The sequence below is a fragment of the Pseudoalteromonas sp. P1-9 genome (assembly GCF_001399975.1).
In the GTDB taxonomy this organism is placed as follows: Bacteria; Pseudomonadota; Gammaproteobacteria; order Enterobacterales; family Alteromonadaceae; genus Pseudoalteromonas.
This window is the reverse complement of the sequence record NZ_LKBD01000004.1, coordinates 64,716-90,666: the sequence shown is the minus strand read 5'-3', so window position 1 is coordinate 90,666 and position 25,951 is coordinate 64,716. Positions and strand designations below refer to the sequence as shown.

The following is a 25,951-nucleotide window of genomic DNA, read 5'->3' as shown; positions in this document are numbered from 1 at the left end:
AGAGCTGACTTATGGATGGTAACAACATAAATCATCAACAAAGTTTCTTTGACTTGAGTAACTTAGATTCTATACGTCAAGAAGCGCTGCAAGGCGATCCTGATAAAAAGGCGCTCAAGCAAGTTGCAGCTCAGTTTGAATCTATTTTTACCCAAATGCTATTTAAAAGTATGCGTAAAGCCAATGAAGCATTTGAAGACGAAGATAGCCCGTTTAATGAAAGCAGCGTTAAATTTTATCGTGATATGCACGATCAGCAGCTTTCTATGGAACTTTCGCAAAGTGGTGCATTAGGGCTAGCCGATATTATCGTCCAGCAACTTTCACCAACGCCAGGAAAATATACGCCTGCAAGTTTGTTTTCAACAGACCAAATAGCGCCAATGCAAAAGCCTTCATTGAATACCGCAAATACAGATTCACCAAAACAGACAAATACTATAGGTGAAGAAACCGCATTTGAAAATGAGCAGTCGTTTGTTTCTGAACTTTGGCAGCACGCTAAAAGCGCAGCTGAAAAAATAGGGTTAAGTCCAGCTGTTATGTTGGCGCAATCAGCGCTTGAAACAGGCTGGGGAAAACATGTGATTACTAAGAGTGATGGGCAAAGCTCAAATAATTTTTTCAATATTAAAGCTGACCGAGCATGGCAAGGTGATAAAGCAGCTAAAGCGTCGCTTGAATTTGAACAAGGCGTTGCCGTTAAAAAACAATCTAATTTTAGAGCGTATAAAAGCATTGCTGAAAGCTTTGATGATTTTGTTAACTTTTTACAGCAAAACCCACGCTATCAATCAGCACTGAAAACAACGTCTGACCCATCTCAGTATCTCGATGAATTACAAAAAGCAGGGTATGCAACTGACCCTAATTACGCAGATAAAATTAAAGATGTGCTAAAGCGCAGTGAATTTACGCAAGCACTCAATGCTGTCGCTTCAGGAATAAATGTAAACAATATGAAGAAAAGTTCGATAACAAGTTTAGGAGGCACTAACTAATGTCTTTTAATCTACTTAACATTGCAAACTCAGGTGTACGTGCAAGTTCAGAGTTACTGCAAACTACCAGTAAAAACATTACCAACGTCAATACCGAAGGTTATGTTCGAGAGCGCACAGAACATAGAACGCTGTTCGATAACCAAGTTGGTTTGGGACAAACTGTAAGATTGGTTAATGATTTCGCCCAGCAACAGCTCAATCGAGATGTATCCAATCTGGCTTTTTTTAATCAGTTTGTTGATGAATCTGCTCGCGTAGATAGCTTGTTTGCTGAAGAGTCTAATAGTTTATCAACCAGTATTAATTCGTTATTTAGTTCATTGCAAGAAAGTTTAAACCAGCCTTCATCAACGGTGAGTCGTTCACTCTTTTTTAATGATGCACAAGGGTACATCGATCAACTTGGCCGTTTGTCAGGCATCGTATTTGATCAAAAGACTATTGTGAATGACCAACTTGAAATTTATGCCGATGAAGCAAATGGTCTTATTACAAAAATTAGCGAACTTAATTTAGCAATAGCCTCAGGCTCCTCCGGTCCCGATGGCAGTGCATTAAATAGCACCATTAATCAACGGGATTTGGCAATAAAAGAGCTTTCTGAATATATTGATGTTGAGACTTTAGATGGACCAAATGGTGAGAAATTAGTATTTATGGGCACCGGTGAAGCTGTCGTCATGGAGAATGGGGCATTCAACTTATTTTCCTTGTCGGGTGATCCTGACCCTAACTTTAAAGATTTGAAACTTGATGTTGATTCAGGAAAAGCAATTCCACTGGAAGTAAATACCAGTGTGTTAAAGGGAAAAATAGGTGGATTATTAGCGTATCGTGAGGAAATATTAATCCCGTCACAGAATAAACTAGGTCAGCTTAGTTTGGCGATGGCTGATGCGTTTAATCAACAAAATAAGCTTGGCCTAGATGCTGATGGTGAGTTAGGTGGTGATTTATTTACGATTCCCACTTCAGGAGCCTACGCCTTCGCAGCAAATACGGGCACAGGACAAATTACAGGAACGCTAGAACCAGGCCAAGGAAGTGAGATCCCTGCATCTGATTTCTTAATTGAATATACAGCAGCAAACGAAATCACTGTCTCCGCACTTGATAAATATGGCGATCCTGTAGGTACACCGATTGTGGCTAATATTGTAGCGGGACAAGCAGACTCTACCACAGCAGTTGGCGGCGAGTTATTTGGCCTTCAAATAAACTTGACAGGTGTTGCAAATGTTGGTGACCAATTTGAGCTCAAATTAAATTCAGGTGCTTCAACGAATATTCAATTAGCAACTACTCGACCCGAGGATTTGGCTTTAGCCTCACCTATTCGTACCAGTAGTAACTTAAATAACCAAGGTACGGGCAGTATTTCAAGTGGTTTAGTATCAGATACACAAGCACCAGGGTTTACTGTAGGTCCGCCGCCATCATTAACCAATGGCGCCATTACTATTATAAAAACCGCTAACCCTAATGAATTTAATATAACAGACGGTTCACCTCCTGTAACAAATACAGTAGTGCTAACTGCACCCTATGAAAATGTCTTAAATCAAGCTGGTGCACCTTATGATACCTATGGATTCGACTTTAATATTGAGGGAGTACCCAATACAGGAGACTCTTTTACCCTTGAGTTTAATACTGATGGGTTTGATGACAATCGAAATGGCTTGGCACTCGCTGGGTTGCAAGATAAAGAGCTTGTTAGAGCAAATATTCTTACTTCACCAGGAGGGGATAATTTAACGAAGTTGAATGAGGCCTACGGTAACTTAATCACTGATGTAGGTATTAAAACCTCTGCAGCGAAAACAAATCAAGTGGCATTTGAAGCGCTAGCAGAACAATCGAATGCATGGTATGAGTCTATTTCAGGTGTTAATTTGGATGAAGAGGCTGCTAATCTATTACGCTATCAGCAGTCATACGCGGCCTCGGCGCAAATTTTAAGTACCGCGGGCACTGTATTTGATACCCTATTGAATGCTGCGAGGTAAAAAGTATGCGTTTATCAAATAACATTATGTATCAAAATAATCTTGATAAGATTTTAGATAATCAGCAAAAAGTAGCGATAGCGCAAGAGAAGGTATCGACGCAAACGCGAATTTTAAGCCCTTCAGATGATCCAGCGGCTTCTGCGCAAGCACTCCTTTTTAGTGAACGAATCGATATCAATGATCAATTCCAGAAAAATAATAGTTACCTCACGAGCAAGCTACAAACAGAAGAAAGTGTTTTGCAGAACATCAAAACATCATTACAAAGAGGTTATCAACTAACTGTTCAAGCGGGCAATGGCGCGTTATCTGAACAGGATCGAGAAACCATCGCTGAGGAAATGAAATCAATTCAGGCGACGTTATATGACCTTATGAATTCGAAATCTGAAGATGGAAAGTTTATCTTTTCTGGGTTTCAGGACAGTAAACAAACTTATATTTTTAATAGTGCTACTGGTACTTATGATTATCAGGGGGATCAAGGCAACCATGAAATGCAACTGGCAGTTGGTGTAACCCTTCGATCAAGTGATAATGGTGCTGATGCATTTGAAAATGTTGATGCACGATTGAATGTTGATACAAATACTCCGGCGGTAGGGGGGGGAATTACTAGCAGCTCTGTTTATGTAAAAGAGCAAGCTCAATTTGATGCATTCCACAAGGCAAATTACGACCCATTGGTACCTGCAAATAATAACCTACAAGTTACTGTATCGGCAGGTGTACCAGATACATATTCTATTACACTTGGCGGCACACCAGTGGCAGCAGGTAATTTTACAGGTGAAGTCATAAAGTTTCAGGGCATGGAAATAAGTGTATCTGGTGCCGCACCTGGTACTTCAGACTTTGCCTTAGCACCACCTGAAAAGAAAAATATGCTTAACACCTTAGAAGAATTAATTACAGGTCTTAGTATACCGGGGCTATCTAATGATGCTTATCAAGAGTTTTTGGCGGATGGCATCACGGGATTAACGAATTCACAAAATCAAGTATCGATCACTCAGGCAAACTTAGGCGGGCGCATTAATGTGGCTGAACGTTTGGCTAGCTCTACATCTGATATCAATATTAATCACAAAGAATCCAAAGCAAAGTTGGTCGAATTAGATATGGCTGCTGCAATATCTGATTTAACTAAAGAGGAGACTGCGCTTCAGGCCTCTCAGGCAACTTTTGGCCGTTTAACGCAACTTTCACTGTTTGATTACATTCGTTAGGCATAATTTTTTAGATATAAAAGCGAGGTTTTCCTCGCTTTTTTTATGTAAAAAGCGTTATTTTCCCATTACAAAGAAGTTAAATAAGCTAAAGTAACTTAAATTATAGTCGATAAGTTAAATAAGCCACCTTTTACCTTTTTTTAATTCATTGTTTTTTAATAAAAAATTTAAAAAATAAGCTAAAGGATTTTTTTTGCCGCCCGATAACAAAAGTAACTTAGGAAGATATTGAATTAACACTTCAAGCTTTATCTTAAACCAGAGAAATGAAAGTAAGTTATTTTTACTTCGGGAGAATGAGTCATGGCACTTTATGTAAATACAAACGTAAGTTCATTAAATGCTCAACGTCAATTAATGAATTCAGGAAACGCTTTAGATCAGTCTTTTCAGCGTTTATCTTCAGGTCTACGAATCAACAGCGCAGCTGATGATGCGGCAGGTCTTCAAATCTCAGACCGTTTACAATCACAAATTAATGGTTTAAACCAAGGTAACCGTAACGCTAACGACGGTATCTCACTTGCACAGACAGCTGAAGGTGCAATGGATGAAATAACGGGTATGTTTCAACGTGTTCGTACCTTGGCTCAACAGGCTGCAAATGGTTCAAACACAGATGAAGATCGTCTAGCTCTACAAGAAGAAATTCGTCAATTATCTGCAGAAGTTAACCGTGTAGCAACCGATACAACATTTGGCGGACAAAACCTACTTGACGGTTCATATTCAGCAAGTTTCCAAGTGGGTGCTGATGCAGTTCAGACAATCGGTTTCAGCATGCAAACTGTCGGCGGCACAGCAACTATTAATAGTTTATCTGCAAATGGCGGTTTCACCCTTTCAGGTATTGCGGGCATTGCAAGTGCGGTAACAGGCAATGAATTATCAGCATTAGCATCAGGTGTTTCAGATATTGATGGTGCAGCAATCACGGAAACGTTTGCGAACACTTTTATTGCCACAGCAGTGAGTGTCTCTACACAGACAAATGCGCAAGTGGTGATGGCAGGTATGGATTCATTGATTGCGGTTGTTGATAAAAAACGTGCAGAACTTGGTGCTGTGCAAAACCGTTTCCAATCAACGATCCGTAACCAAGCGAATGTTTCTGAAAACTTAAATGCTGCAAAATCACGAATCAAAGATGCTGACTTTGCTGTAGAAACAGCTGCTTTGACTCGTAACCAGATTCTACAACAGGCAAGTCAAACAATTCTTAGTCAGGCTAACCAGCGTCCACAAGCGGCATTAAGTCTACTAGGTTAATAAAGAAAATGCCCTCGCCAAATGGGGTAGTAGGCAAGGGCATTGGATTGGGTATTTAAAGCGGAGGCATTTGCTAAAATATCCCAATAAGTTAAGTACTAAGAAGCCAGATGGGTCTCTCGTACTAAAATTTAAATAAGCAAATATAGTACCAAGTATAAATCAAGTTTTCTGACGCTGCTATATTTTACCCTTACTTTCATACTCTCTTTTTAAAGGAGCCCAAGGCTCCTTTTTCTTTTGCCTACACTTTTGGCACAGTAATTGAATTAATCTCTTCGAATAAAGATATGTAGGAAAACTTAGGTAGTGTTTTGCCGCTCACCTGTAGTGAGCTGGCAAGTATTTTCCTAAACCCCTAAGGCAATGTTGCAAGTGGTACTTAAGATACTGCGTTTACCGGGTTACTCATATCTAACCATATAAGTAGAGATAGAGAGAGTAAGATTATGGCTTTATATGTAAATACAAATGTAAGCTCGCTAAATGCTCAGCGTCAGTTGGATCGTTCAGGAAATGACCTTGATACAGCATTCAAACGTTTATCATCGGGCTTACGTATCAACAGTGCAGCCGATGATGCGGCAGGCTTACAAATTTCCGATCGATTACAGTCGCAGATCCTCGGTTTAAATCAAGGTAATCGAAACGCAAACGATGGTATTTCACTTGCACAAACTGCAGAAGGTGCGATGGATGAAATGACGTCAATGTTACAACGTGTGCGTGTTTTATCACAGCAAGCTGCAAATGGCTCAAACACGGATGAAGACCGCTTAGCGTTGCAAGAAGAGATTCGCCAGCTGGCCTCAGAAATAAACCGGGTGGCAACAGATACGACATTTGGTGGTCGTAATTTACTCGATGGTAGCTATTCTGCCAGTTTCCAAATTGGTGCTGATGCAGTGCAAACAGTTGGATTTAGTATGCAGAATGTTGGTGGTACTGCGACAATCAATAGTTTGAGTGCAAATGGCGGTTTCACGTTATCAGGCATCGCGGGCATAGCTAGTGCGGTAACAGGTAATGAGCTTTCAGCATTGGCGTCAGGTGTGTCTGATATCGATGGTGCAGCCATTACTGAAACCTTTGCGAATACATTTATTGCAACTGCGATCAGCGTATCAACTCAGTCAAACTCACAGGTCGTGATGGCAGGTATTGACTCATTGATTGCGGTTGTTGATAAAAAGCGTGCAGAACTTGGTGCGGTGCAAAATCGTTTCCAATCGACAATTCGTAACCAAGCTAATATTGCAGAAAACTTAAGTGCGGCAAAATCGCGAATTAAAGATGCTGACTTTGCAACGGAAACCGCATCATTGACACGAGCGCAAATATTACAACAAGCAAGTCAGACTATTTTAGGACAAGCCAATCAGAGGCCCCAAGCGGCGCTTAGTCTACTTCAAGGCTAAGAAGAACAATTAAAAAAACTCCCAATTGGGAGTTTTTTTTGGCCTGTGAAAAAATGTTCAAAAAATTAAAAAAAATTCTAAAGCATTCACTGAAGTTGTCGATAAAACAGTTAGAACCCCTATATTAGGATTCTAATTTGGGCTTATTTTTAAGTAGGGGTACTTCTAAATAAGCACTTAGATTAATAAAGCGGAGGCAATTATGGCTTTATATGTAAATACAAATGTGAGCTCACTTAATGCTCAACGCCAACTATCTCAATCAGGTAGTGCGTTAGATACCTCGTTCCAACGTTTATCTTCGGGTTTGCGTATCAATGGTGCTAAAGATGACGCGGCTGGAATGCAAATTTCTAACCGCCTAAATGGTCAGATTAATGGTCTGAATCAAGGTATCCGAAATGCCAATGATGGTATTTCACTTGCGCAAACTGCGGAAGGGGCTATGGATGAAATTACGGGTATGTTCCAACGTATTCGTACATTAGCACAACAGGCATCAAATGGTTCAAACACCGATGAGGACCGCTTAGCGATTCAAGAAGAGATTCGCTCTTTATCATCAGAAGTAAACCGTGTTGCTGAAGATACGACATTTGGTGGTCAGAACTTACTAGATGGTAGTTATGATGCGAATTTCCAAGTGGGTGCTGATGCAGTTCAAACTATTGGTTTCTCGATGCAAAATGTTGGTGGTACTGCAACAATTAATAGTGTTTCTGCAAACGGCGGTTTTACTCTTTCAGGAATAGCTGGTGTTGCAAGTGCGGTAACAGGCAATGAATTGTCAGCACTAGCATCAGGTGTATCAGACATTGATGGTGCAGCTATAACAGAAACATTTGCGAATACGTTCATTGCTACGGCTGTGAGTGTATCAACGCAGACAAATGCACAAGTTGTAATGGCGGGTATGGATTCGTTAATTGCAGTTGTAGATAAAAAACGTGCAGAGCTTGGTGCGGTGCAAAACCGTTTCCAATCAACAATTCGAAACCAAGCAAATGTATCTGAGAACCTGAGTGCTGCGCGTTCACGTATTCGTGATACAGACTTTGCTGCAGAAACTGCTGCGTTGACACGTAACCAGATTTTGCAACAAGCAAGTACGTCAATTTTGAGCCAAGCTAACCAAAGACCACAAGTGGCGCTTTCTTTACTTGGATAATTGACTCGCTCAAGCTGATTACATTGAAAGTGAGCCTCTTTGTAATCAGCTTAAGCTATACTTGTGAAAAGAGGACTTTGTTATGAATACTATTCAAGAACCGTTAACGAGTGTATTCGATACTAATAACGCACCTGTAGCTCAAGAAACTAAACCCGTTGTTGGTACGGATCGTGCTAAAGATGAAAAAAACTTAACTCAAACGTTGTTGCGACCTGATGAAAGTACAGCGGCGTTAAAAGATAAAAGTTTTTTTGAAGAAATAAAAGATAATTTAAAAAAGATTAATGACTTTATACCTGTTAGCTCAACAAATCTAATTTTCGAATTTGATGAGTTAGGTGAACCACCTGTGGTAAAAGTAATTGATAAGTCAAATGATGAAGTAATTCGTGAGATCCCACCTAAGGAGATACGGGAAGTTGCTAAAGCTTTTGAGAATTTGGCCGATAAGTTAAATACTCAAACGGGGATCTTATTTAACGATTCTGTTTAGAGTGGATTGAAGTGAATTTTAGAGAGGTTGGAATATGGCGAGTATCACATCCGCAGGAGTCGGCTCCGGTTTAGATTTGGAAAGTATTATTAAGGCTTCCCTTGACGCTGAGAATATTCCTAAACTTCAAGCTTTCGCGACAAAAGAAGAGTCACTTCAAAAAGAGTTGAGCTCGATAGATACTATCAGTTCTGCCATTTCTCAGTTTGAATCAACGGTTAAAAAATTAAGCGACATCGATAACTTTAACAAGCGGACTGCCTCTATTACTCAGCCTTCCTCAGGCGAAATCATTGGTGTGAGTACAACTAAAAACTCTACGGCAGGTAAATTTGATATTGAAGTTGTGCAATTAGCCCAAGGTAGTCGTGCCGTTTCAAATACAGGATTCAGTGCGAGCACCGATGTAGTAACAGCATCGGGTGGCACGTTAAGTTTTGCAGCTGGTGGCTCAAGTTTTGATGTTGTCCTTGATGCTGGTGCAACACTTGAGGATGTTCGAAATGCAATTAATGATGAAAATTTAAATTTTGGCGTGGTTGCAAACATTATAAATACTGGTACCGAATCAAAATTAGTACTGACTTCCAACAAGACTGGTCTTGGAAATGATCTCGTTGTAAGCAATGATATCGCTGAGCTTGATGCGGTTTCCACAGTAGCTAATGCCGGTGGTGCAGGAGGGCTTGCAATCGCTGCAACTGATCAAGCTACAGATGCCATCATTAAAGTTGATGGTATCACTGTTACAAACGACTCGAATACCTTTACCGATGCGGTGCAAGATATGACTATCACTGCCAAGCAGGTCAGTGACAATAACGATACTGCTCGAATTACAGTTGGCTATGATAAAACAGAAGTTAACGCTTTGATTGATGAGTTCATTGCTAATTACAATAACTTGATTGGCAACATTGGTTTTCAAACGCGTATCGGCAATCCATTGAATGGTGATGCGTCCATGCGAGCGTTACAAAACCAATTAAATAATTCCTTATCAACAGCTCTGTCAGGTGTTGAACCATTTGAAACCTTATTTGATATTGGTTTAGGTATTGATAAAGAAGGGTATCTTGAAAAATCATCATTAGTTCGCAGTGTTAACGAGTCTCTGGATGACTATTATGATCAAGTTGGCGAGGTTTTTGCTGGTGAAAATGGTATCGCGAGTGCGTTTCAAGGGTTGGTTGACAACTATATTGATTCAAAAGGCATTATCAAAGAACGAGAGTCATCGTTAAACTTACAACTTGATGATCTTGAAGATGATGTTGCAAATCACGAATATAGAATGGAGCAGCTTGAGGTAAGGTTGCGTAAACAGTATTCATCACTTGATGTACTATTGGCAGAGATGCAATCAACACAATCTTATCTCAGCGCTCAGTTGGCTAGTTTACCTGGGTTTACGTCGTCTAAAAAATAAAGGGTAATTTATGTATAACGCTAAAGTAAAGAACTATCAAAAAGAAGCACTTAAAACGAAGGTAGCTGGTGCTGATCGCTATCAAATTATTCAAATGCTAATGGCAGGTGCAATTGAAAAGCTGGTAATGGCAAAAGTGTCTATTGAGCGTAATAACTTAGAAGCAAAAGCAGAGCATATATCTCGTGCAAGTGCAATTATAGAAGGACTTCGCAGTTGTTTAGATTTTGAAGTCGGTGGGGAAGTCATCGAAAACTTATATGCATTGTATTCATATATGCTTGATAGATTGCTCGATGCTAGTATGAATAATGATGCGCAAATCGTTGAAGAAGTGTCATCTTTAGTGAAAGAAATCAAATCAGGTTGGGATGCAATTCCTGTGGAAGTGAGAGAGCAAGTGATGAGTTCTCAAGCCGATGCTCATGCAGGCTAAACTTGAAGATGTGTTGTCACAGCTGACAACAGCCATCCAAGACAATAACCTTCAGCTCTGTCATGAGCTGTCGGCTCAATTCAAAGCGTGTTTTACTTCTGAACTACAGAAAAAAAATATTTCTGCCGAACAGTTACAGCGATTAGAATCTCAACTTGATTCATATCAAGACTTGGTTCAAGTATTGCAAGAAGAAAAAAAGCTAGTTGCCTCTGACATTACAAAATTCAAGCGTAACAGCGCAAAAATATCCAAATATACTCAATACAAATAGATTTTTAATATGGCCTCTTTAGAACAGCAAATCGACCAACTAACACAAACATTAAGTGATAACCAAGGGAGAATAGAACAAGAAGCGCTTTTTGCTGAACGTGGAAACCTAATGTTTGAAAATAATATGTTAGCGTTTAAAGAGTACTTCCCAGATATATTTGACAAATTTTTGACGCATAACCCTTCAGAAAAATTTAACCTTTTTGTGAATGCGAATGGAACGGCAAACCTGATCGATTATGATACTGCAGTCCCTATGTATTCTGATAATCCAGTAACGCAGGTTGCTCAGCAAGTGAAAACCTCACTGGCTAAACCAGAACTAAGCCGTATTAATCAATCTGCTGTAGAGCATTTGGTCAATGAAACAAATTTTCTACACGTCGATTTGATGCGCAATATTGGCGCAGTTTACAATCAAGCTAAAGAGTCTCTTGAGGTTAACAATAAAGTAGACAAGCATATACCAAGCCTTGTTATTTTTGGTGTAGGTCTTGGTTATCACCTTCAATCGTTAATAGAAGCAACAACTGCAGCTTACATTAGTATTTTTGAACCTAACGAGGACTACTTTTTTGCTAGTTTATTCACTTTCGATTGGAAACGATTTCTTTTAACTGTCGATGAACAAGGTGGCTCACTCTATTTAGGTATCGGTGTGCATGAAGATGAACTATACGAAACCTTGTATCAAAGGGCACAAAACATAGGTGCTTATAGTATTGCTCACTCATATTTTTATCAGCACTACCCATCAAAAAAAGTGAATGATTTGATTGCGGAAATACGTTTGAATTTCCATCAGTTTTTTATGGGGTGGGGGTTTTATGATGATGCATTGCTGAGTATTGCTCATACGGTTAAAAACACAGAAAAAGATATTTCAGTTATAGCGCGGGACTTACATGTGCCAAAGGATATTTCAGACTATCCAATCTTTATTGTCGCTAACGGACCATCGCTTGATAATGACATTGGAACAATAAAAGCATTTCAAGATAAGGTCATTGTGGTTGCTTGTAATTCAGCGTCAACTGCACTCATCCAGCATGGTATTATTCCTGATTTCCATGTTGCTCTTGAACGAACTAAAGCTACTTATGATTTTTTGAGTTACATGTTAACAGATGAGCAACGTGAACAAATAAATCTTTTAGTTTTAAATGTGATGTACCCAGACGTGCTGGACTTATTTGGTTGGTGTGGTGTTGCGTTAAAAGGCAACGAAGCAGGTACGAGTTTATTCCATTTAGGTGAGTTTTTAAAACATAAGACCATTACACCGACGATTGGTTATTGTAATCCTTTAGTAGGTAATACGGCATTAAGTTTTTTTACGGCCATGCGATTTAAGCAAATCTACCTATTTGGGGTAGATAACGGCTATGTGGACCCAGAACATCATCACTCTAAATCAAGTTATTATTATAATCAGTCTGGTTCTACGGTACATAAACCATTGAAAATGGGTAAAGAAATACGCGTCAAAGGTAACTTTGCCGAGTCAGTAATTACAGACCACTTTATGCATACCGGTAAAGAACAAATGGAGCGCTTATTACAGTCATTTCAAGGAACAGGTTTGGCCTGCTTTAATTGCAGTGACGGTACTTATATTGAAAATACAATTCCACTTCGTTCAAGTGATATCTTATTAACCCACTCAGGTGATAAGCGTGCAGTAATCGATACTATCAAGACATCATCCTTTAAAGAAATTGATACGGACCTTAATCTTGAGGCACTTTTGGACTTTGATGTGTTTACTGAAATGTGTGGCATGATGGTAGAGTTTTTAGAAAAACCAATGCATAACCGTAGCGACGCCTTAGCCAATCTATTAGAAAGTTTACGCTATCTTTACTCGTTCAAAACTGGTGGCCGTTATGTTCATTTATACTTAATTTTGGAGGGGGAAGCTCTTTATACTTCATCTGTATTGTTAAGTACGTTATATAATTTTGGCGATGAAAAAGAAATTATGCCGTTTTATAAACAAACACTTAATTTATGGATTGCGTTTTTAAAGGATGCACCACAAAATTACCGTGAACGTTGGCATAAACTCAGTGACTATAGTTTTGACTATAGCAAGCCTTCCGTATAAAAACAGGCAATTGGGAATATTATGCGACCGATTGTGACACCACGTTTCGAGCTAATTGAATTAACCCCTAACCATGCCACTAAGCATTATTTGAGTTGGTTTGCTGATCCGCACACTCAGCAGTTTATTGTTACGCTTGCACACTCACTTGAAGAATTAAAAACCTATATTGCAGCAAAGCGAGCGGATGAAAAATGCTTATTTTTAGGTATTTTTTATCATGGTTCACACATTGGAAATATTAAGTATGAGCCGATTGAAAGCTCAAAAGCGCAAGCGACTATGGGGATCCTAATTGGAGAGAAGGATTGGCGAGGAAAAGGGGTTGCGGGTGAAGTGATTATGGCGTCCTCAATTTACTTACGAGAGCATTACGGTATTAACCGTATATTACTTGGGGTTGAGCAGGAGAATATAGCGGCAGTGCAAGCATATAAAAAGCTTGGCTTTGTAAACTATAAAGAAACGCCAGACGGGCTATATATGAGCCTTGATCTCAACCGCGTTAATTAGCTTATTGTAGATATAAACCTGTCATCGCGAATCTTTAAGAAATCCAAACGTCTGTTTTTTCTAACTCTTTGTCTTATTGATAACAGTAAGTCTCTACTTGTCGTACATCGCCTTAAGTACCCATACCGGCTTAGCATACAATGATCAAATTGTGAACTTGCCTGTGGTTGAAAAACGTAAACGTTTAACCCGAGTATATAGGCTTCTAATAACACAGTGGATGCCATCCCAATAACTAAATCATATTGCATTAACTGTTGATGACTAAACGAGTTATAGCGGCAATGATAAGCCGATTTTGTCCGATTTAGTTTGTTTTCTTTAGGATGAAGTTTGACACTTAACGTTTGTTTAGCCCGTAAATGCCTTAAAACTTTCAAAATTGCAAAGAATGTTACTTTCTCATCATACCCGTAAATTTGTTGAATTTGTTGGCGGTTTAAGGTGCTACTTATCGGCTCGCTAATAAATAAAGTCTTAGCCTGTTGCTTTTTTACTTTTCTTGCAGATGGCCTTAATGTCAATGATCTTAAATAGGGTTGTCCACCACAGGCCAGGTCACCGTGGTCACCTACCTCCTTTTTAAACTCTTGTATAGCGTTGTTGTCGGGTAAAATTATTTTATCTGGTAAAACAAACTTATTAAATTGCTTAAAACGAACCTGATAATTTTGCCACTGATCAACAAAAGCAACGGTTTTAATTTTGAGTTGTCTTGCGGCTTTGATAATGTGAGGCTCAATTTGATTTTGATTGCTCGTGCCGAGTAAGACAAGCTCGGGTTGAATGGTTTTAAGTTGCACGAGTGCTTCATCACTTGTTTTTGTTACTTTGTGAGGAATATTAGGATAGTTTTGAAAATAGTTTGTGGCACTTTGGCTTACACATAAACTTATCGCAAACTTCGCCGATAACTTACTAAACACAGTTCTGATGATTTGCGCGGCGCCAATATCGCATACGAATATAAATAAGCGCTTTTTAATTGCTGTCATTATTATTACACTTAAAAGATATCATGCTGGTGTAAATATTGCAGATGATCTCTTGAAAAACAATGTATTGTGGAGCTTTTACTTTGTCTCTTAAAGAAAATTCAGGCGCTAAGCTTTGGCAGCGTGCAAAACAAATCATTCCAGGTGGCAATCAGTTGCTGTCAAAGCGTGCAGAAATGTTTTTACCCGAAGCTTGGCCTGCTTATTATAGCAAATCAAACGGTTGTGAAGTATGGGATCTAGACGATAATCACTATTATGATTTCTCGATTATGGGAATAGGAACAAGTTCTTTAGGTTATGCACACCCTGAGATTACTCAAGCGGTTGTTGATGCAATCCAAAATGGTAGTATGGCGAGTTTAAACTGTCCAGAAGAAGTAGCATTAGCTGAAAAACTGTTAGCAATGCATACTTGGGCAGGAGCGGCGCGTTTTACCCGCACTGGGGGAGAATCTTGTGCGCTAGCGATTCGTATTGCAAGGGCGTATTCAAAACGCGATATGGTCGCGTTTTGTGGCTATCATGGTTGGCATGATTGGTATTTAGCAACCAACATTGTTGATAAAGATAACCTTGATGAACAATTACTGCCAGGTCTTCAACCGGCAGGTGTGCCGCAGCAACTTGGTGGCTCGGTTGTACCCTTCAAAGAGGGCGATATTGCCAGATTTAAGCAAATTATTGAAAAACACGGCGATCGTTTGGGAGTTGTGATGATGGAAGTATTTCGTCACGGCCAACCTGATCTTGCATTCATTCGCGAAATTCGAGCCCTTTGTGATCAGCATAATATTGTACTAGTGTTTGATGAAATCTCTTCTGGCTTTCGTTTAAATACCGGAGCGTCACATTTATTATGGGATATTGAACCAGATATTTGTGTGCTTGGCAAAGCGCTAGGCAATGGTCACCCTATCGGTGCGGTTATTGGTAAGCATAATGTAATGGATGCGGCGCAATTGTCGTTTATTAGTAGTTCATATTGGACTGAACGTGTCGGCTTCGTTGCCGCACTTAAAACGCTAGAAGTGTTTGAAAAAGAGCACGTTCCTGAGAAGCTTAATCAAATAGGGCAGTACCTAAAAGCTGGGCTTGAAGCCATTATTGATGAAACAGGCTTTGAACTAGGTATTATTGGTATCGATAGTGTGCCAATATTTATTTTTCCAGGGGAAGAGCCGCTGGCGACCAAAACGCTCTTTACACAAGAAATGCTAAAGCGAGGTTTCTTAGCCAGCAATGTGATCTATTTATCGATTGCCCATACACCAGAGCTTGTCGATAAATACTTAGCAGCGGTAAAAGACGTATTTATATTTATTAAGCAGGCAATGGATAACGGGATTGCGCTTGAGACCTTGCTGGAGCATCAAGTGTGCCACAGTGGCTTCCAGAGGCTCAATTAACATGGGCACGACCGCATTTATCCAGGCAAGAATGGGATCGTCAAGGCTGCCGGGCAAGGTTATGAAATCTCTCAATGGGTTGCCAGTGATTATGCACATAGTGCAGCGTTTAGAAAAGTGCAAACGAATCGATAATATTGTCGTGCTTACATCAACTAAACCTGAGAATAAAGCGTTAGTTGACTACCTTAAATCTCATGGTGTTGCTGTATTTCAAGGTGATGAGGTCAATGTACTAGCACGTTTTCAGGCTGCGTTACACCATTACCCATGCGATACCATTGTGCGCATAACCGGTGATAGCCCTTTACTTGATGCCGAAATATGCGACCAATTAATCGACTACTTTAACTCGCAAGCGGCAGATTATGCTTACTTAAGTGAGCAATTTGCCGAAGGCGTTGATTGTGAAGTTGTTAAGGCAAGCTTATTGGCAAAGCTTGATATCAATAAGCTGCGCCCATCTGAGCAAGAGCATGTAACCTTGCATTTCTATGAAAATAATGAAAATCAATTTAATTGTGTTGAGTTGGCAAATAAGCACGACGATAGTCACTATCGCTACACCTTAGATACGCTCGAAGACTGGCAAGTTATAGCGACCTTGTATCAAAGCAATAAGGACATCGCTAATATGGATTATGCTGCGGTTAAAGCGTATTTCGATTGCCACCCTGAAGTTAAAGCAATAAACCAGCATATAACACGTAATGAAGGGTTAGCAATATCTCTACAGCAAGAAATAAGTGGGAATGTAAATGAGTAAGTTTATAATAAATCGTAGAGATATTGGTGCTAATGAACCTTGCTATATTATTGCTGAAATGTCTGCTAACCACGGAGGCAACTTAGACAAGGCGATTGAAATATTACATGCGGCAAAAGCTGCGGGTGCAGATGCCATTAAACTTCAAACGTATCGTGCTGAGACCATTACACTTAATTCAACTAAGCCTGATTTTTGTTTGCCTTCAGATAACCCGTGGCAGGAACATGTTTCACTGTACTCGCTGTATGAAAAAGCCTATACACCTTGGCAATGGCATGAAACCTTATTTGCAGAAGCCAAAAAAATCGGTTTAGATATTTTCTCTTCCCCATTTGATGCCAGTGCAGTTGATTTGCTCGAATCGCTCGACGCACCAGTCTATAAAATTGCCTCGCCAGAGATTACAGATATCCCATTATTGAAGAAGGTTGCCAGTACTGGCAAACCTATTATTCTATCGACAGGTATTGCTGAACTAAGTGATATTGAACTGGCTGTTGATACCCTTAGACAAAATGGCTGCGAGCAACTTGCTATTTTAAAATGTACAACGGCTTACCCTACGCCGTTTTCGGAATGTAATTTAGCAACTATCGCGGATATTGCGACACGCTTCAATTGTGTTTCTGGCTTGTCAGACCATACCCTAGGATTAGTGTCACCAATTGCTAGCATTGCTTTAGGTGGCAAGATTATAGAAAAGCACTTTATCTTAGATAAATCAGATGATTCGGTAGATGCGTTTTTTTCACTCGATGAAAAAGAGTTTAAACAATTGGTAGATGCGGTTAGGGATGCTGAACAAGCTATAGGTACAGTCAACTATACGATCACCCAGTCTGCACAGAAAAACATTCTTGCTAGACGTTCACTGTATTTTTGCCGAGATTTAAACGCTGGCGCTGTGATAACAGAAAAAGATATTCAATCGGTACGGCCGGGGTTTGGCTTACATACCCAATACTATGATGATGTTCTAGGTAAAACCGTCGCCCGAGATGTTTCTCACGGTGATCGTGTTACCTTTGATGTGGTAACGGGTTTGACGGAGAAGTAGAATGAAAGCATGCGTTGTTGGTGGTGGGATCAGTGGCTTAACAGCTTCTATCTTACTAAAAAAGCATTTCGACTCAGTGTATTTGATTGAGCAAGGTGATCAGTTAGGTGGCTTGTTATCGAGCGTCTCAGATGAGCTTGGCAATAGCTACGATCAAGGTACACACATTCCTGAAAAAACAGGGGTCGCAGAAATAGATGAAATTCTATTTGACGAGCAGGACCTTAGTGAAAATTGGCATGCTCTATCGCCTTTAGTCACAGGCAACTACTTTGCAGGTAGTTGGGATAACACGACGCAAACAATTGATGCCCGTAAGTTACCAGCTGCTTTGTACCAACAAGGGGTTGGTGAGTTTATGCAATTGGTAGATACTCCTGATTCAAGCAGTATCGAAGCTTATTTAAATTCAACACTAGGTCCGACATTCTATCAGCATCTTGCTGAGCCAATAATTAAAAAGCTATATGGTAGTGAGGTAGATTGCGCCTCCCTTGCGGTGCGAACTGGGGTGAATTACTTTGGTGCTGGCCGAATAAAAGCATTTGATAAAGCAACAACTCAAGTGTTAAAAACACATCCAAGTTTTGATAGCAAACTTGGTTTTCACAGTGCAGCAGAATATGAAACCTTGTTAGCAGAACAAGGCGTTTTATTACCTGAGTACTATTACCCAAAAGGGGAGCGTGGCGCAGAAGTATGGATTAATAAACTGACTGCCAAAGCGCAAAAAGTTGGCGTCGAGATTCTCACCTCACAGCAAGTGGTAAAAATAAATAGTAAAGCCAAGGTAATTACCAGTGTGCAGTTAAGTGATGGGCAAGTGTTAGATTGCCAGTTGGTGTATTGGAGTGCGCCGCCCATTTTTGCTTTAAAAGCCGCACAGTTAGAGATTGCAACGGCACCAATTAGTTTTAGAACGGCTAATTTACTGCATTATACACTTGATACTAAACCTAATAATGATATTGCACACTATTTGTGGAATTGGGACGCGTGTTCGCCAATCTTCAGAATCACCTTGTACCATAATATTCGTAAAAATAAGCAATATCAGCTAACAGCTGAAATTTTAAGCAGTAAAGAAGGCGCGTCAGAGATTAGCCTAGAACAAGGTCTAAAAGACTTAAAAGCGATGGGACTTATAGCAGAAAGTACACAAGTATTATCGAGTCTGAAGCAGACTATACATAATACATTTCCAGTACCCACCCATGATTTTGCAAAATTGACGGATGCTCATTACCAACAATTAACTCAGCATTTTGATAATTTTATTTTGTCCGGTCGCTTTAGTGGCCGATGTTGGTTGCAAGGTGATGTGCTTAAATTAGCGCAGCAAGAAATACAGGAATTCTGTAGTGAGTTTTGATGTCATTATTTATTGTCATGGCACACAAAAAACGGGATTAGGACATTTTTCGCGCTGCTTTAATCTCGCTTTGGCGTTACAAAAATTAAGTGCGAGCTTGGCTTTTTATGGTCAGTTTGATGTATTTGCACGTTCTCGTCTTGAACAATCTGGATTTGCATGTCTATCTCAACTACCACTGTGCTCACATCCAATCATTGTTTGCGATGATTATCATTTTACGCACGTTGAATTAAAAGAGTTACATGATGCGGGTGCAAAACTCGTAATCATTGATGACTTTGATCAGTATAATTTTGAATTTATTAAACGAATCGTTAATTTTCGCTATCAGGCGGCTTCACTATGTCAGGTTAGCGAGCGTCACCTATTGGACCTTAATTACTTTCCATTTCATGAAGACTTGAAAGCAGTGCGTGCACACGCTTTAAAAATAGAAAGTGCAGCGAGAGAGATTAGTTCAATCTTATTGTTTATTGGCGCACATGACAGGCATAAAATTGCCGCTCGTTTGCTATGTGCGCTTGATAACTTAGTAAATGGTAAGCGAGTTATATTAGTGGCCAGTGAGCAATGTGCATTTGATTGTAAAAATAACCGATTAACGCAATTAAATTTTGTTGATGATATGGCAGGCTTATATTGCAAAGTTGATATGGTGATTTCAGGCGGTGGTCTGACGAAATATGAAGCGGGTTTTTGCTTATTGCCTAACGCAGCCTTCTCACAAACAAAACAACAGCAACTCGATACCGAAATATTGGCTGAGGCTGGCTTATGTTATGATTTAGGTCTTTCTACAGCAACAGAGCAAACGGAATTGGAAAATCGATTGAGTTTGTTTTTAAGCGATGAATTTAGACATCAATTTGAAAAGCAAAAATCAACGTTTAGCATTGACTCTACACGCCATTTAGCGCAAAAAATATTAGAGGTAAGTGATGAGTGAATTTCTAAAAAAACAGTCTGAATGGCAACAGCAAGCAAGTTCATCTGATGATTTTAAAGTACAAGTCGGACGCCCTCAAAGCGATGAAAGCTGGCAGCAGCTTGCGTTAGATGTAAAGCAAAAGCTTAATCTCGTACAAAGTGACTCACTACTTGATGTGGGCTGTGGTAGCGGGTTGTTATTATCTAAATTAGCAGCTCAATGTGCAACTGTTTCGGGTGTTGATTACGCACAAGCCATGATTGATAAAGCGCAACAATTATTGCCTCATAGCGAGTTCTATTGTGGCGAAGCGACATCACTTAAATTTGATAAAAATGCATTTGACAAATTATTGAGCTACAGCATTTTTCATTATTTTCCAAGCCAAGAGTATGCCATTGAAGTAATCAAAGAAATGATCCGCGTAGTTAAGCCCGGAGGTGTAATCTTGATTGGTGATGTACTTGATGCAGAGTTCGAAGTAGTAATTAAATCTGGTAGTAACTTAGAATACGAACAGAAAATACCTTATATTCATCGTTATTCTCAGTGGCGCTTTTATGACTTAACGCAATTACAGGCAGCCGTTTCACCCTTAGTAAAAAAATATGAAGTGCTTTCTCAACCGAGTGATTTTGCCCTTTCGGCTTATCGAAAGGATATCCGCTTGTGGCTTTAGGTAAGACGCAGCAGCGTTTGGCAAGCATGTGTCAACGCCAGCATGCGATATTGACGCGCTCTGGCAGTATGGCAATTATAGCTGCCTTGCATGCTGCGCAAATAAAGCCAAATAGCAAGGTAATAATGCCTGCTAGTTGCTGCCCGATTGTACTCTTTGCAATTCAACTTGCAGGCTTCGATGTTGTGCTTGCTGATGTATCTCTAATCTCATTGTCGATGGAAGTAGAGCATATTGATGCTGTTTATAACGAACAGGTCTCGGCTATTATTGCTGTGCATGGCTATGGCCACTATTGTGATATTGAAGCAATAACTGCGTATGCAAATAACAAGCAGCTGATTCTAATCGAAGACGCCTGCCTTGCCTATGGCGCTTACTTTAACGGTAAAGCACTCGGAAGCTTTGGAGATTTTTCTGTATTAAGTTTTGGTTATGATAAGCCAATCAATTTAGGTTATGGCGGCGCTGTACTCGTCAATAGTAAAAAGTTTGCGGTATCACTTAATCAATTTCTCTCGGGCAATAATATGAGCCGCTTTGATGAAATATCGATTCTGCCAGAGCTCAATTCTGCACTGGAGTCTTTGCCTAAATATATCGCTCAACGTAAACAGAATATTGCGTTTTTACAGCGGGAAATAGTGCACCCGGCATTTACGAAAATGCCGTATAACGATGAGTTAGTGTATTGGCGTTATCCGCTTCTAGTTAAAAATAGGTCTCAGTTTTTAGCATATGCTGCAAATAATAATGTTATTTTTACATCACATTATAAAAGCTTAAGTGATTTACAAACCGCGGCGAACTGTCCAAATGCGCAGCGTATCGGTAGCGAAATGATTAACTTGTTTGTCCGTCATCAAACGACGCAACAAGAGTTGGATGCTATGGTGCAATGTATTAATGAGTACCCATTAAAATGACAGATTTAAAAGCCTATTACCAAAAGCTATATCAACAACATGGTGCCAGCCATAACGCTGTTCAACATGTTTCAAAGGCATCTCAACAAGTTAGATTTGCAATATTTAATGCTTTGATCAACGAACATGATAGCATTATTGATCTCGGTTGTGGGCTGGGTGATATGTTAGGTTACTTAAGAGAAAAAGGCTTTAAAGGACGTTACTTAGGTTGTGACTTTGTGCCCGAGTTTATTAATTTTGCAAAGCAAGCTTATAGTGATGATAAGCGTGCCGAGTTTATTGAATTTGATATCTTTAAACAGCAGTTACCGAACGATTATGATCATATTCTGATCAGTGGCATTTTTAATAATAAGATGGCAGATAACTTTGCCTTTTTAAGCCATACACTTGAAATGAGCTTTAATGCGTGTAGGCGCTCGGTTATTTTTAATGCCTTATCTGATTTTGTGGAGTTTCAAGACCCTGAACTATTTTATATTTCGCCGCTTACGCTATTTGAACACTGTAAAAAGCAGTTAACCCCCTATGTTTTATTAAAACACGATTATGTAACGAAACAAGGTGGTTTCCCTTATGAGTTTACCATGCAACTAAATAAACAAGCGGAGCCAATAGCGTTATGATTGTTAGTGTCATGCAACCTACTTATTTACCTTGGCTTGGCTATTTTGACCTTATTGATAGCTCAGACACTTTTGTTTTTCTTGATGATGTGAAACTAGAGAAGAGTGATTGGCATGTGCGAAATCGTATTAAAGGTGCTAGTGGCGAGTTAATGCTAACATGCGCCGTAGCAACACCTAATGGGCGCATGGAGGCAAAGATCAATACTACGGAGTTTGCTAAAGGTCATCCTTGGCGTAAGAAACATTTAAAAAGTATTGAAGCGTGTTATCGCAAAGCGCCATTTTTTAATGAATTATTCCCTAAGCTTAGCGCATATTATTTAGCATCAGACAGAATGCGATTAGGGCAATTTAATATCGGATTAATTAAATTATTATCTGAGTATATGTCTATATCCAGTCAGTTTATAACTGCCTCAGAACTTGTGGGAATAGCAGGGGTAAAAGACCAAAGGTTGGTGAGTATTTGTCAAAACTTAAAGACAACTCATTATTTATCGCCAATCGGTGCAAAAGCCTATATAGAACAACACCAGCCAGGTGGTCAACTTGCTGAAAATGGTATCGATGTATTTTATCAGAACTTTGAACACCCGCACTATCAGCAGCTTTTTGGTGATTTCATTTCTCACCTTGGTGTCATTGATTGCTTATTTAATCTTGGGCCAGAAAAAACTTTAACACTGATTCGTCAAGCACATAAACCTGCGATTCATTATCATGATATCAGCAAGCTATAGTTTATTGCGTACATCTATCTTATCAGATTTGCCATAAACTTGGGTTAATAAACGCCTCATTTTCGCAGCTTAATCTTTGCCAGTCACATTTCGGTAGTGGTAGGTTTAAAGATTGAATAATTGCTGCGAGCTGTGCTTGGTTATTAACTCCTACTACTACTTTATCAACCTGTGGTTGCTGCATTACAAAGTTAAGTGCCACAGCGAGCTGTGATAGGTTGTTTTCGGTGCAGAGCTTGTCTAATTGTTGGAAGTGACTAGCGAGACCCTTAAAATAGCTAGGTCTTTGTGTTTTATTCATCAGTAATAGGCCTTGTAAAAAGGCTGAGCGCACATGTACTTCAACCCCTTTATCTTTTAACCTTTTAAGCATGCCTGAATGAATAAACCTTTGATCAAACAGATTTAATGGAATTTGTATTAAATCGATATGGCAGTGTTCAAGTATATTAGCTGCTTGCTCTGGGCTATAGACGGAGACGCCAATTTTGTATATTACACCTTGTTGCTGTTTAACAGTGAGCCAATTTCTGACACTTGCATAGGTGAGCATATCTTCGCAATGATGGTATAGGTAACCATAAATATGATTTGATTGTAGATTCTTGAGCGTGGTCTGTAATGAGTTTTCAGCAAAAGCGAGAGCTTGCTGGCTAGAACTATCAGATTTAATTGGCGGCAGTTTTGACACAAGTTCAAAATCTTTAACGTTGGCACGTCCTAAAACTTTTTCAGCATCACCATAGGCAGCGGCTGTATCAAGCAGGGTTATCCCTTGTTTCTGGGAATAGTTGAGAATAGCTTTTACATGTTTCTGTGATGTTTGACCAGTGTTATTACTCACTCCATAATCGAGGCCAAACTGTACCGTACCAATTGCAAGCTTCACATTAGTTCTCTTAATGTGTCTGAAATAAAGATAATGTCATTTTCAGTTAAATTTGGGTGAAGCGGCAAAGTAATGGCTTTGGAATAATATTCTTCCGCATTTGGGTATTCACCTTTTCTAAAGCCTAAATTGCGGTAGAAAGGCTGTAAATGAATTGGAATATAGTGAACGTGAGCAAATATACCTCTGGCACGTAATTGGGTAACGATTTCTTTTCTTTTTGCAGCATTATCCAAAAGCACCACATATAAATGATAAGAAGAATAGCAATCAGGTGATTGCATGAGGTGCGTTAGGCTAGTTGGTAAATACTTGGTATATAACGCTGTGAGTTGGTGACGCTTGGTAACAAATTCATCTAAGCGTTTCATTTGACTAAGGCCAAGAGCAGCTTGAATATCCGTGATGCGATAATTAAAACCGAGAGATTGTTGCTCGTAATACCAAGGCCCTTGATTATCTTTTTCGAGCTCTTCTGGTTGGTTTGTAACGCCATGACTACGCAAGCTTTTTAACTTGGTTGCGATATTACCGCACTTGGTTGTTAGCATACCGCCTTCGGCGCTAGTGATGATTTTTACCGGGTGAAAACTAAAAACACAAATATCGCTGAACTGGCAATTACCTACTGGCGAGTTTTGATATTTTGCACCGATTGCATGAGATGCATCTTCGATAATTTTAAAGTGGTATTCATTTGCCAGTTTTGCAATTTCTGCCATGTCACATGATTGACCCGCAAAATGCACTGGTATAATGACTTTAGGTAATTTGTTGCTGTTTTTTGCTTCTTGTAATTTCGCGCGAAGTGAAGCAATCGAGATATTCCCTGTTTCAACATCAATATCAACAAAGTCTACGGTTGCGTCACAGTAAATCGCGCAGTTACTGCTGGCTACAAATGAGTTTGGTGAAGTCCAAACATAGTCTCTTTTGCCGACACCAAGCGCTAAACAGGCGATATGTAATGCTGACGTTGCGCTATTAACCGCAACTGCATACTGAGCACCACAATATTCACTAACCGACTGTTCAAATCGACCAATTGCTGGACCTTGCGTTAAGTAATCCGATTTTAAAACGTTAACAACAGCATCGATATCGTCTTGATTGATATCTTGTTTGCCATAGGGAATCACTTAAGTGCCTCAATATTAAAATTGGCAATTTGCTCAATTGTCATATAGTCAGGGTTGTCTAATGAGTTATATTCAAAGCCAGGTTCAACTTCTTTGCCTTTCTCACCAATCGCATTAATAGTGAAGTCATTGCTTCTGCTGCTGAATTTGATGCCCGGTGCAATGACGAAGTGATCGTCGTATTCAAATGTGTCATAGCATAGATCGGCTGGGCACATTACTTCGTGTAACTTTTCGCCAGGACGAATGCCAATGATTTTAAGTGGTAAATTAGGTGCCATTGCTTTGGCTAAATCGGTGATTTTAATTGACGGAATTTTAGGTACGAAAATTTCACCGCCAAGCATACGTTCAAAGTTCTTCAGAACGAAATCTACGCCCTGTTGTAGGCTAATCCAAAAACGCGTCATATCTTCATGCGTAATAGGAATGTGAGCTTTACCTTCATCGATAAACTTTTGGAAAACAGGTACTACTGAGCCTCGAGAACAGACAACATTACCGTATCGCACTACAGAAAACGTGGTTTTATGACCACCGGCGATATTATTTGCCGCGACAAATAGTTTATCTGACGCAAGCTTTGTTGCGCCGTAAAGGTTAATGGGATTTGCTGCTTTGTCAGTTGATAGGGCAATGACTTTTTCAACGTCATTGTTGAGAGCTGCATCAATCACATTTTCAGCGCCATTGATGTTTGTTTTAATGCATTCCATTGGGTTGTATTCAGCTGCTGGAACCTGCTTTAAAGCTGCTGCATGAATGACGTAATCAACCCCTCTCATTGCTCGATTGAGTCTTTCTTTATCTCTAACATCACCAATAAAATATCGCATACAATCTTGGTTGAAATCTTGTTGCATTTCGAACTGCTTTAATTCGTCGCGAGAAAACACAATAATTTTTTTAGGGTTATAAAGTGATAACAATGTTTTGACATATTTTTTGCCAAAAGATCCTGTTCCACCTGTTATTAAAATTGTCTTATTGTCGAACATAGTGTTTCCCACTGTATTTACTGAATTTCACAAAGATTAATAATTCTTTCATTAC

At 39.5% G+C, this 25,951-nt stretch carries 25 protein-coding genes; 21 read left to right on the top strand and 4 right to left on the bottom strand.

Annotation, left to right across the window (positions count from 1 at the left end):
• Positions 1 to 11 precede the first annotated feature (11 nt).
• The 12 genes from flgJ to AN214_RS04115 all read left to right on the top strand — a co-directional run bounded on the left by flgJ (position 12) and on the right by AN214_RS04115 (position 13,360).
• Positions 12 to 1,001, top strand: coding sequence for a flagellar assembly peptidoglycan hydrolase FlgJ (flgJ, locus tag AN214_RS04170; RefSeq protein ID WP_054978547.1), 990 nt, complete (start codon positions 12 to 14; stop codon positions 999 to 1,001).
• Positions 1,001 to 3,013, top strand: a complete 2,013-nt coding sequence (locus AN214_RS04165; RefSeq protein WP_054978546.1) for a FlgK family flagellar hook-associated protein — start codon at positions 1,001 to 1,003, stop codon at positions 3,011 to 3,013. The genes flgJ and AN214_RS04165 overlap by 1 nt, the downstream gene beginning before the upstream one ends.
• 5 nt (positions 3,014 to 3,018) lie before the next feature.
• The gene (gene flgL, locus AN214_RS04160) at positions 3,019 to 4,245 is read left to right on the top strand and encodes a flagellar hook-associated protein FlgL (RefSeq protein ID WP_054978545.1); all 1,227 of its coding nucleotides are present in this window, start codon (positions 3,019 to 3,021) and stop codon (positions 4,243 to 4,245) included.
• A gap of 306 nt (positions 4,246 to 4,551) precedes the next feature.
• Positions 4,552 to 5,517, top strand: coding sequence for a flagellin (locus AN214_RS04155; protein ID WP_054978544.1), 966 nt, complete (start codon positions 4,552 to 4,554; stop codon positions 5,515 to 5,517).
• Positions 5,518 to 5,966: 449 nt separating this feature from the next.
• Positions 5,967 to 6,935 carry a flagellin gene (locus AN214_RS04150; protein ID WP_054978543.1) on the top strand — a complete coding sequence of 323 codons (969 nt, stop codon included), beginning with the start codon at positions 5,967 to 5,969 and terminating at the stop codon, positions 6,933 to 6,935.
• Positions 6,936 to 7,137: 202 nt separating this feature from the next.
• Positions 7,138 to 8,103, top strand: a complete 966-nt coding sequence (locus AN214_RS04145) for a flagellin (RefSeq protein WP_054978542.1) — start codon at positions 7,138 to 7,140, stop codon at positions 8,101 to 8,103.
• An 82-nt stretch (positions 8,104 to 8,185) separates the two neighbouring features.
• Positions 8,186 to 8,599, top strand: coding sequence for a flagellar protein FlaG (locus AN214_RS04140; RefSeq protein WP_054978541.1), 414 nt, complete (start codon positions 8,186 to 8,188; stop codon positions 8,597 to 8,599).
• Between the two features lie 34 nt (positions 8,600 to 8,633).
• A complete protein-coding gene (fliD, locus tag AN214_RS04135; RefSeq protein WP_054978540.1) occupies positions 8,634 to 10,028 on the top strand; it encodes a flagellar filament capping protein FliD in 1,395 nt (464 codons plus the stop codon).
• Between the two features lie 10 nt (positions 10,029 to 10,038).
• Positions 10,039 to 10,464: a flagellar export chaperone FliS gene (gene fliS / locus AN214_RS04130; RefSeq protein ID WP_054978539.1), complete on the top strand. Its 426-nt coding sequence runs from the start codon at positions 10,039 to 10,041 to the stop codon at positions 10,462 to 10,464.
• Positions 10,454 to 10,738, top strand: coding sequence for a hypothetical protein (locus tag AN214_RS04125; RefSeq protein ID WP_054978538.1), 285 nt, complete (start codon positions 10,454 to 10,456; stop codon positions 10,736 to 10,738). Before fliS ends, AN214_RS04125 begins: the two co-directional genes overlap by 11 nt.
• A 9-nt stretch (positions 10,739 to 10,747) precedes the next feature.
• The gene (locus tag AN214_RS04120; protein WP_054978537.1) at positions 10,748 to 12,847 is read left to right on the top strand and encodes a 6-hydroxymethylpterin diphosphokinase MptE-like protein; all 2,100 of its coding nucleotides are present in this window, start codon (positions 10,748 to 10,750) and stop codon (positions 12,845 to 12,847) included.
• 21 nt (positions 12,848 to 12,868) lie between these two features.
• Entirely contained in the window at positions 12,869 to 13,360 is a 492-nt protein-coding gene (locus tag AN214_RS04115) for a GNAT family N-acetyltransferase (protein ID WP_054978536.1), read from the top strand.
• On the opposite strand, the gene AN214_RS04110 is transcribed toward AN214_RS04115, so the two are convergent.
• Entirely contained in the window at positions 13,357 to 14,355 is a 999-nt protein-coding gene (locus tag AN214_RS04110) for a hypothetical protein (protein WP_054978535.1), read from the bottom strand. The two genes, AN214_RS04115 and AN214_RS04110, sit on opposite strands and share 4 nt — an antisense overlap.
• 83 nt (positions 14,356 to 14,438) lie before the next feature.
• On the opposite strand from AN214_RS04110, the gene AN214_RS04105 reads away from it, so the two are divergent.
• From AN214_RS04105 to AN214_RS04065, 9 genes are read left to right on the top strand one after another with little or no spacing between them, the layout of a single operon-like run.
• A complete protein-coding gene (locus AN214_RS04105) occupies positions 14,439 to 15,764 on the top strand; it encodes an aminotransferase class III-fold pyridoxal phosphate-dependent enzyme (protein WP_082428486.1) in 1,326 nt (441 codons plus the stop codon).
• Between the two features lies 1 nt (position 15,765).
• Positions 15,766 to 16,530, top strand: coding sequence for a cytidylyltransferase domain-containing protein (locus AN214_RS04100; RefSeq protein ID WP_054978533.1), 765 nt, complete (start codon positions 15,766 to 15,768; stop codon positions 16,528 to 16,530).
• Positions 16,523 to 17,590, top strand: coding sequence for a pseudaminic acid synthase (pseI, locus tag AN214_RS04095; RefSeq protein ID WP_054978532.1), 1,068 nt, complete (start codon positions 16,523 to 16,525; stop codon positions 17,588 to 17,590). Before AN214_RS04100 ends, pseI begins: the two co-directional genes overlap by 8 nt.
• 1 nt (position 17,591) lies before the next feature.
• Complete coding sequence (locus tag AN214_RS04090; protein ID WP_054978531.1) at positions 17,592 to 18,962, top strand: NAD(P)-binding protein; 1,371 nt, start codon at positions 17,592 to 17,594, stop codon at positions 18,960 to 18,962.
• Positions 18,952 to 19,911 carry a hypothetical protein gene (locus AN214_RS04085; RefSeq protein WP_054978530.1) on the top strand — a complete coding sequence of 320 codons (960 nt, stop codon included), beginning with the start codon at positions 18,952 to 18,954 and terminating at the stop codon, positions 19,909 to 19,911. Before AN214_RS04090 ends, AN214_RS04085 begins: the two co-directional genes overlap by 11 nt.
• A complete protein-coding gene (locus AN214_RS04080) occupies positions 19,904 to 20,572 on the top strand; it encodes a class I SAM-dependent methyltransferase (RefSeq protein ID WP_054978529.1) in 669 nt (222 codons plus the stop codon). The genes AN214_RS04085 and AN214_RS04080 overlap by 8 nt, the downstream gene beginning before the upstream one ends.
• A complete protein-coding gene (locus AN214_RS04075) occupies positions 20,563 to 21,498 on the top strand; it encodes a DegT/DnrJ/EryC1/StrS family aminotransferase (RefSeq protein WP_054978528.1) in 936 nt (311 codons plus the stop codon). The genes AN214_RS04080 and AN214_RS04075 overlap by 10 nt, the downstream gene beginning before the upstream one ends.
• A complete protein-coding gene (locus AN214_RS04070; RefSeq protein ID WP_152960703.1) occupies positions 21,495 to 22,127 on the top strand; it encodes a trans-aconitate 2-methyltransferase in 633 nt (210 codons plus the stop codon). Before AN214_RS04075 ends, AN214_RS04070 begins: the two co-directional genes overlap by 4 nt.
• Positions 22,124 to 22,870 carry a WbqC family protein gene (locus tag AN214_RS04065; protein WP_054978527.1) on the top strand — a complete coding sequence of 249 codons (747 nt, stop codon included), beginning with the start codon at positions 22,124 to 22,126 and terminating at the stop codon, positions 22,868 to 22,870. The genes AN214_RS04070 and AN214_RS04065 overlap by 4 nt, the downstream gene beginning before the upstream one ends.
• Before the next feature lie 22 nt (positions 22,871 to 22,892).
• Here the strand turns inward: AN214_RS04065 and AN214_RS04060 are convergent, their stop codons facing one another.
• Genes AN214_RS04060 through pseB form a run of 3 tightly spaced genes read right to left on the bottom strand, consistent with a single transcriptional unit; the run spans position 22,893 to position 25,896 of the window.
• A complete protein-coding gene (locus AN214_RS04060; RefSeq protein WP_054978526.1) occupies positions 22,893 to 23,759 on the bottom strand; it encodes an aldo/keto reductase in 867 nt (288 codons plus the stop codon).
• Positions 23,756 to 24,898, bottom strand: a complete 1,143-nt coding sequence (gene pseC / locus AN214_RS04055; RefSeq protein ID WP_054978525.1) for a UDP-4-amino-4,6-dideoxy-N-acetyl-beta-L-altrosamine transaminase — start codon at positions 24,896 to 24,898, stop codon at positions 23,756 to 23,758. The genes AN214_RS04060 and pseC overlap by 4 nt, the downstream gene beginning before the upstream one ends.
• Positions 24,895 to 25,896: a UDP-N-acetylglucosamine 4,6-dehydratase (inverting) gene (gene pseB, locus AN214_RS04050; RefSeq protein WP_054978524.1), complete on the bottom strand. Its 1,002-nt coding sequence runs from the start codon at positions 25,894 to 25,896 to the stop codon at positions 24,895 to 24,897. Before pseB ends, pseC begins: the two co-directional genes overlap by 4 nt.
• Positions 25,897 to 25,951 lie beyond the last annotated feature (55 nt).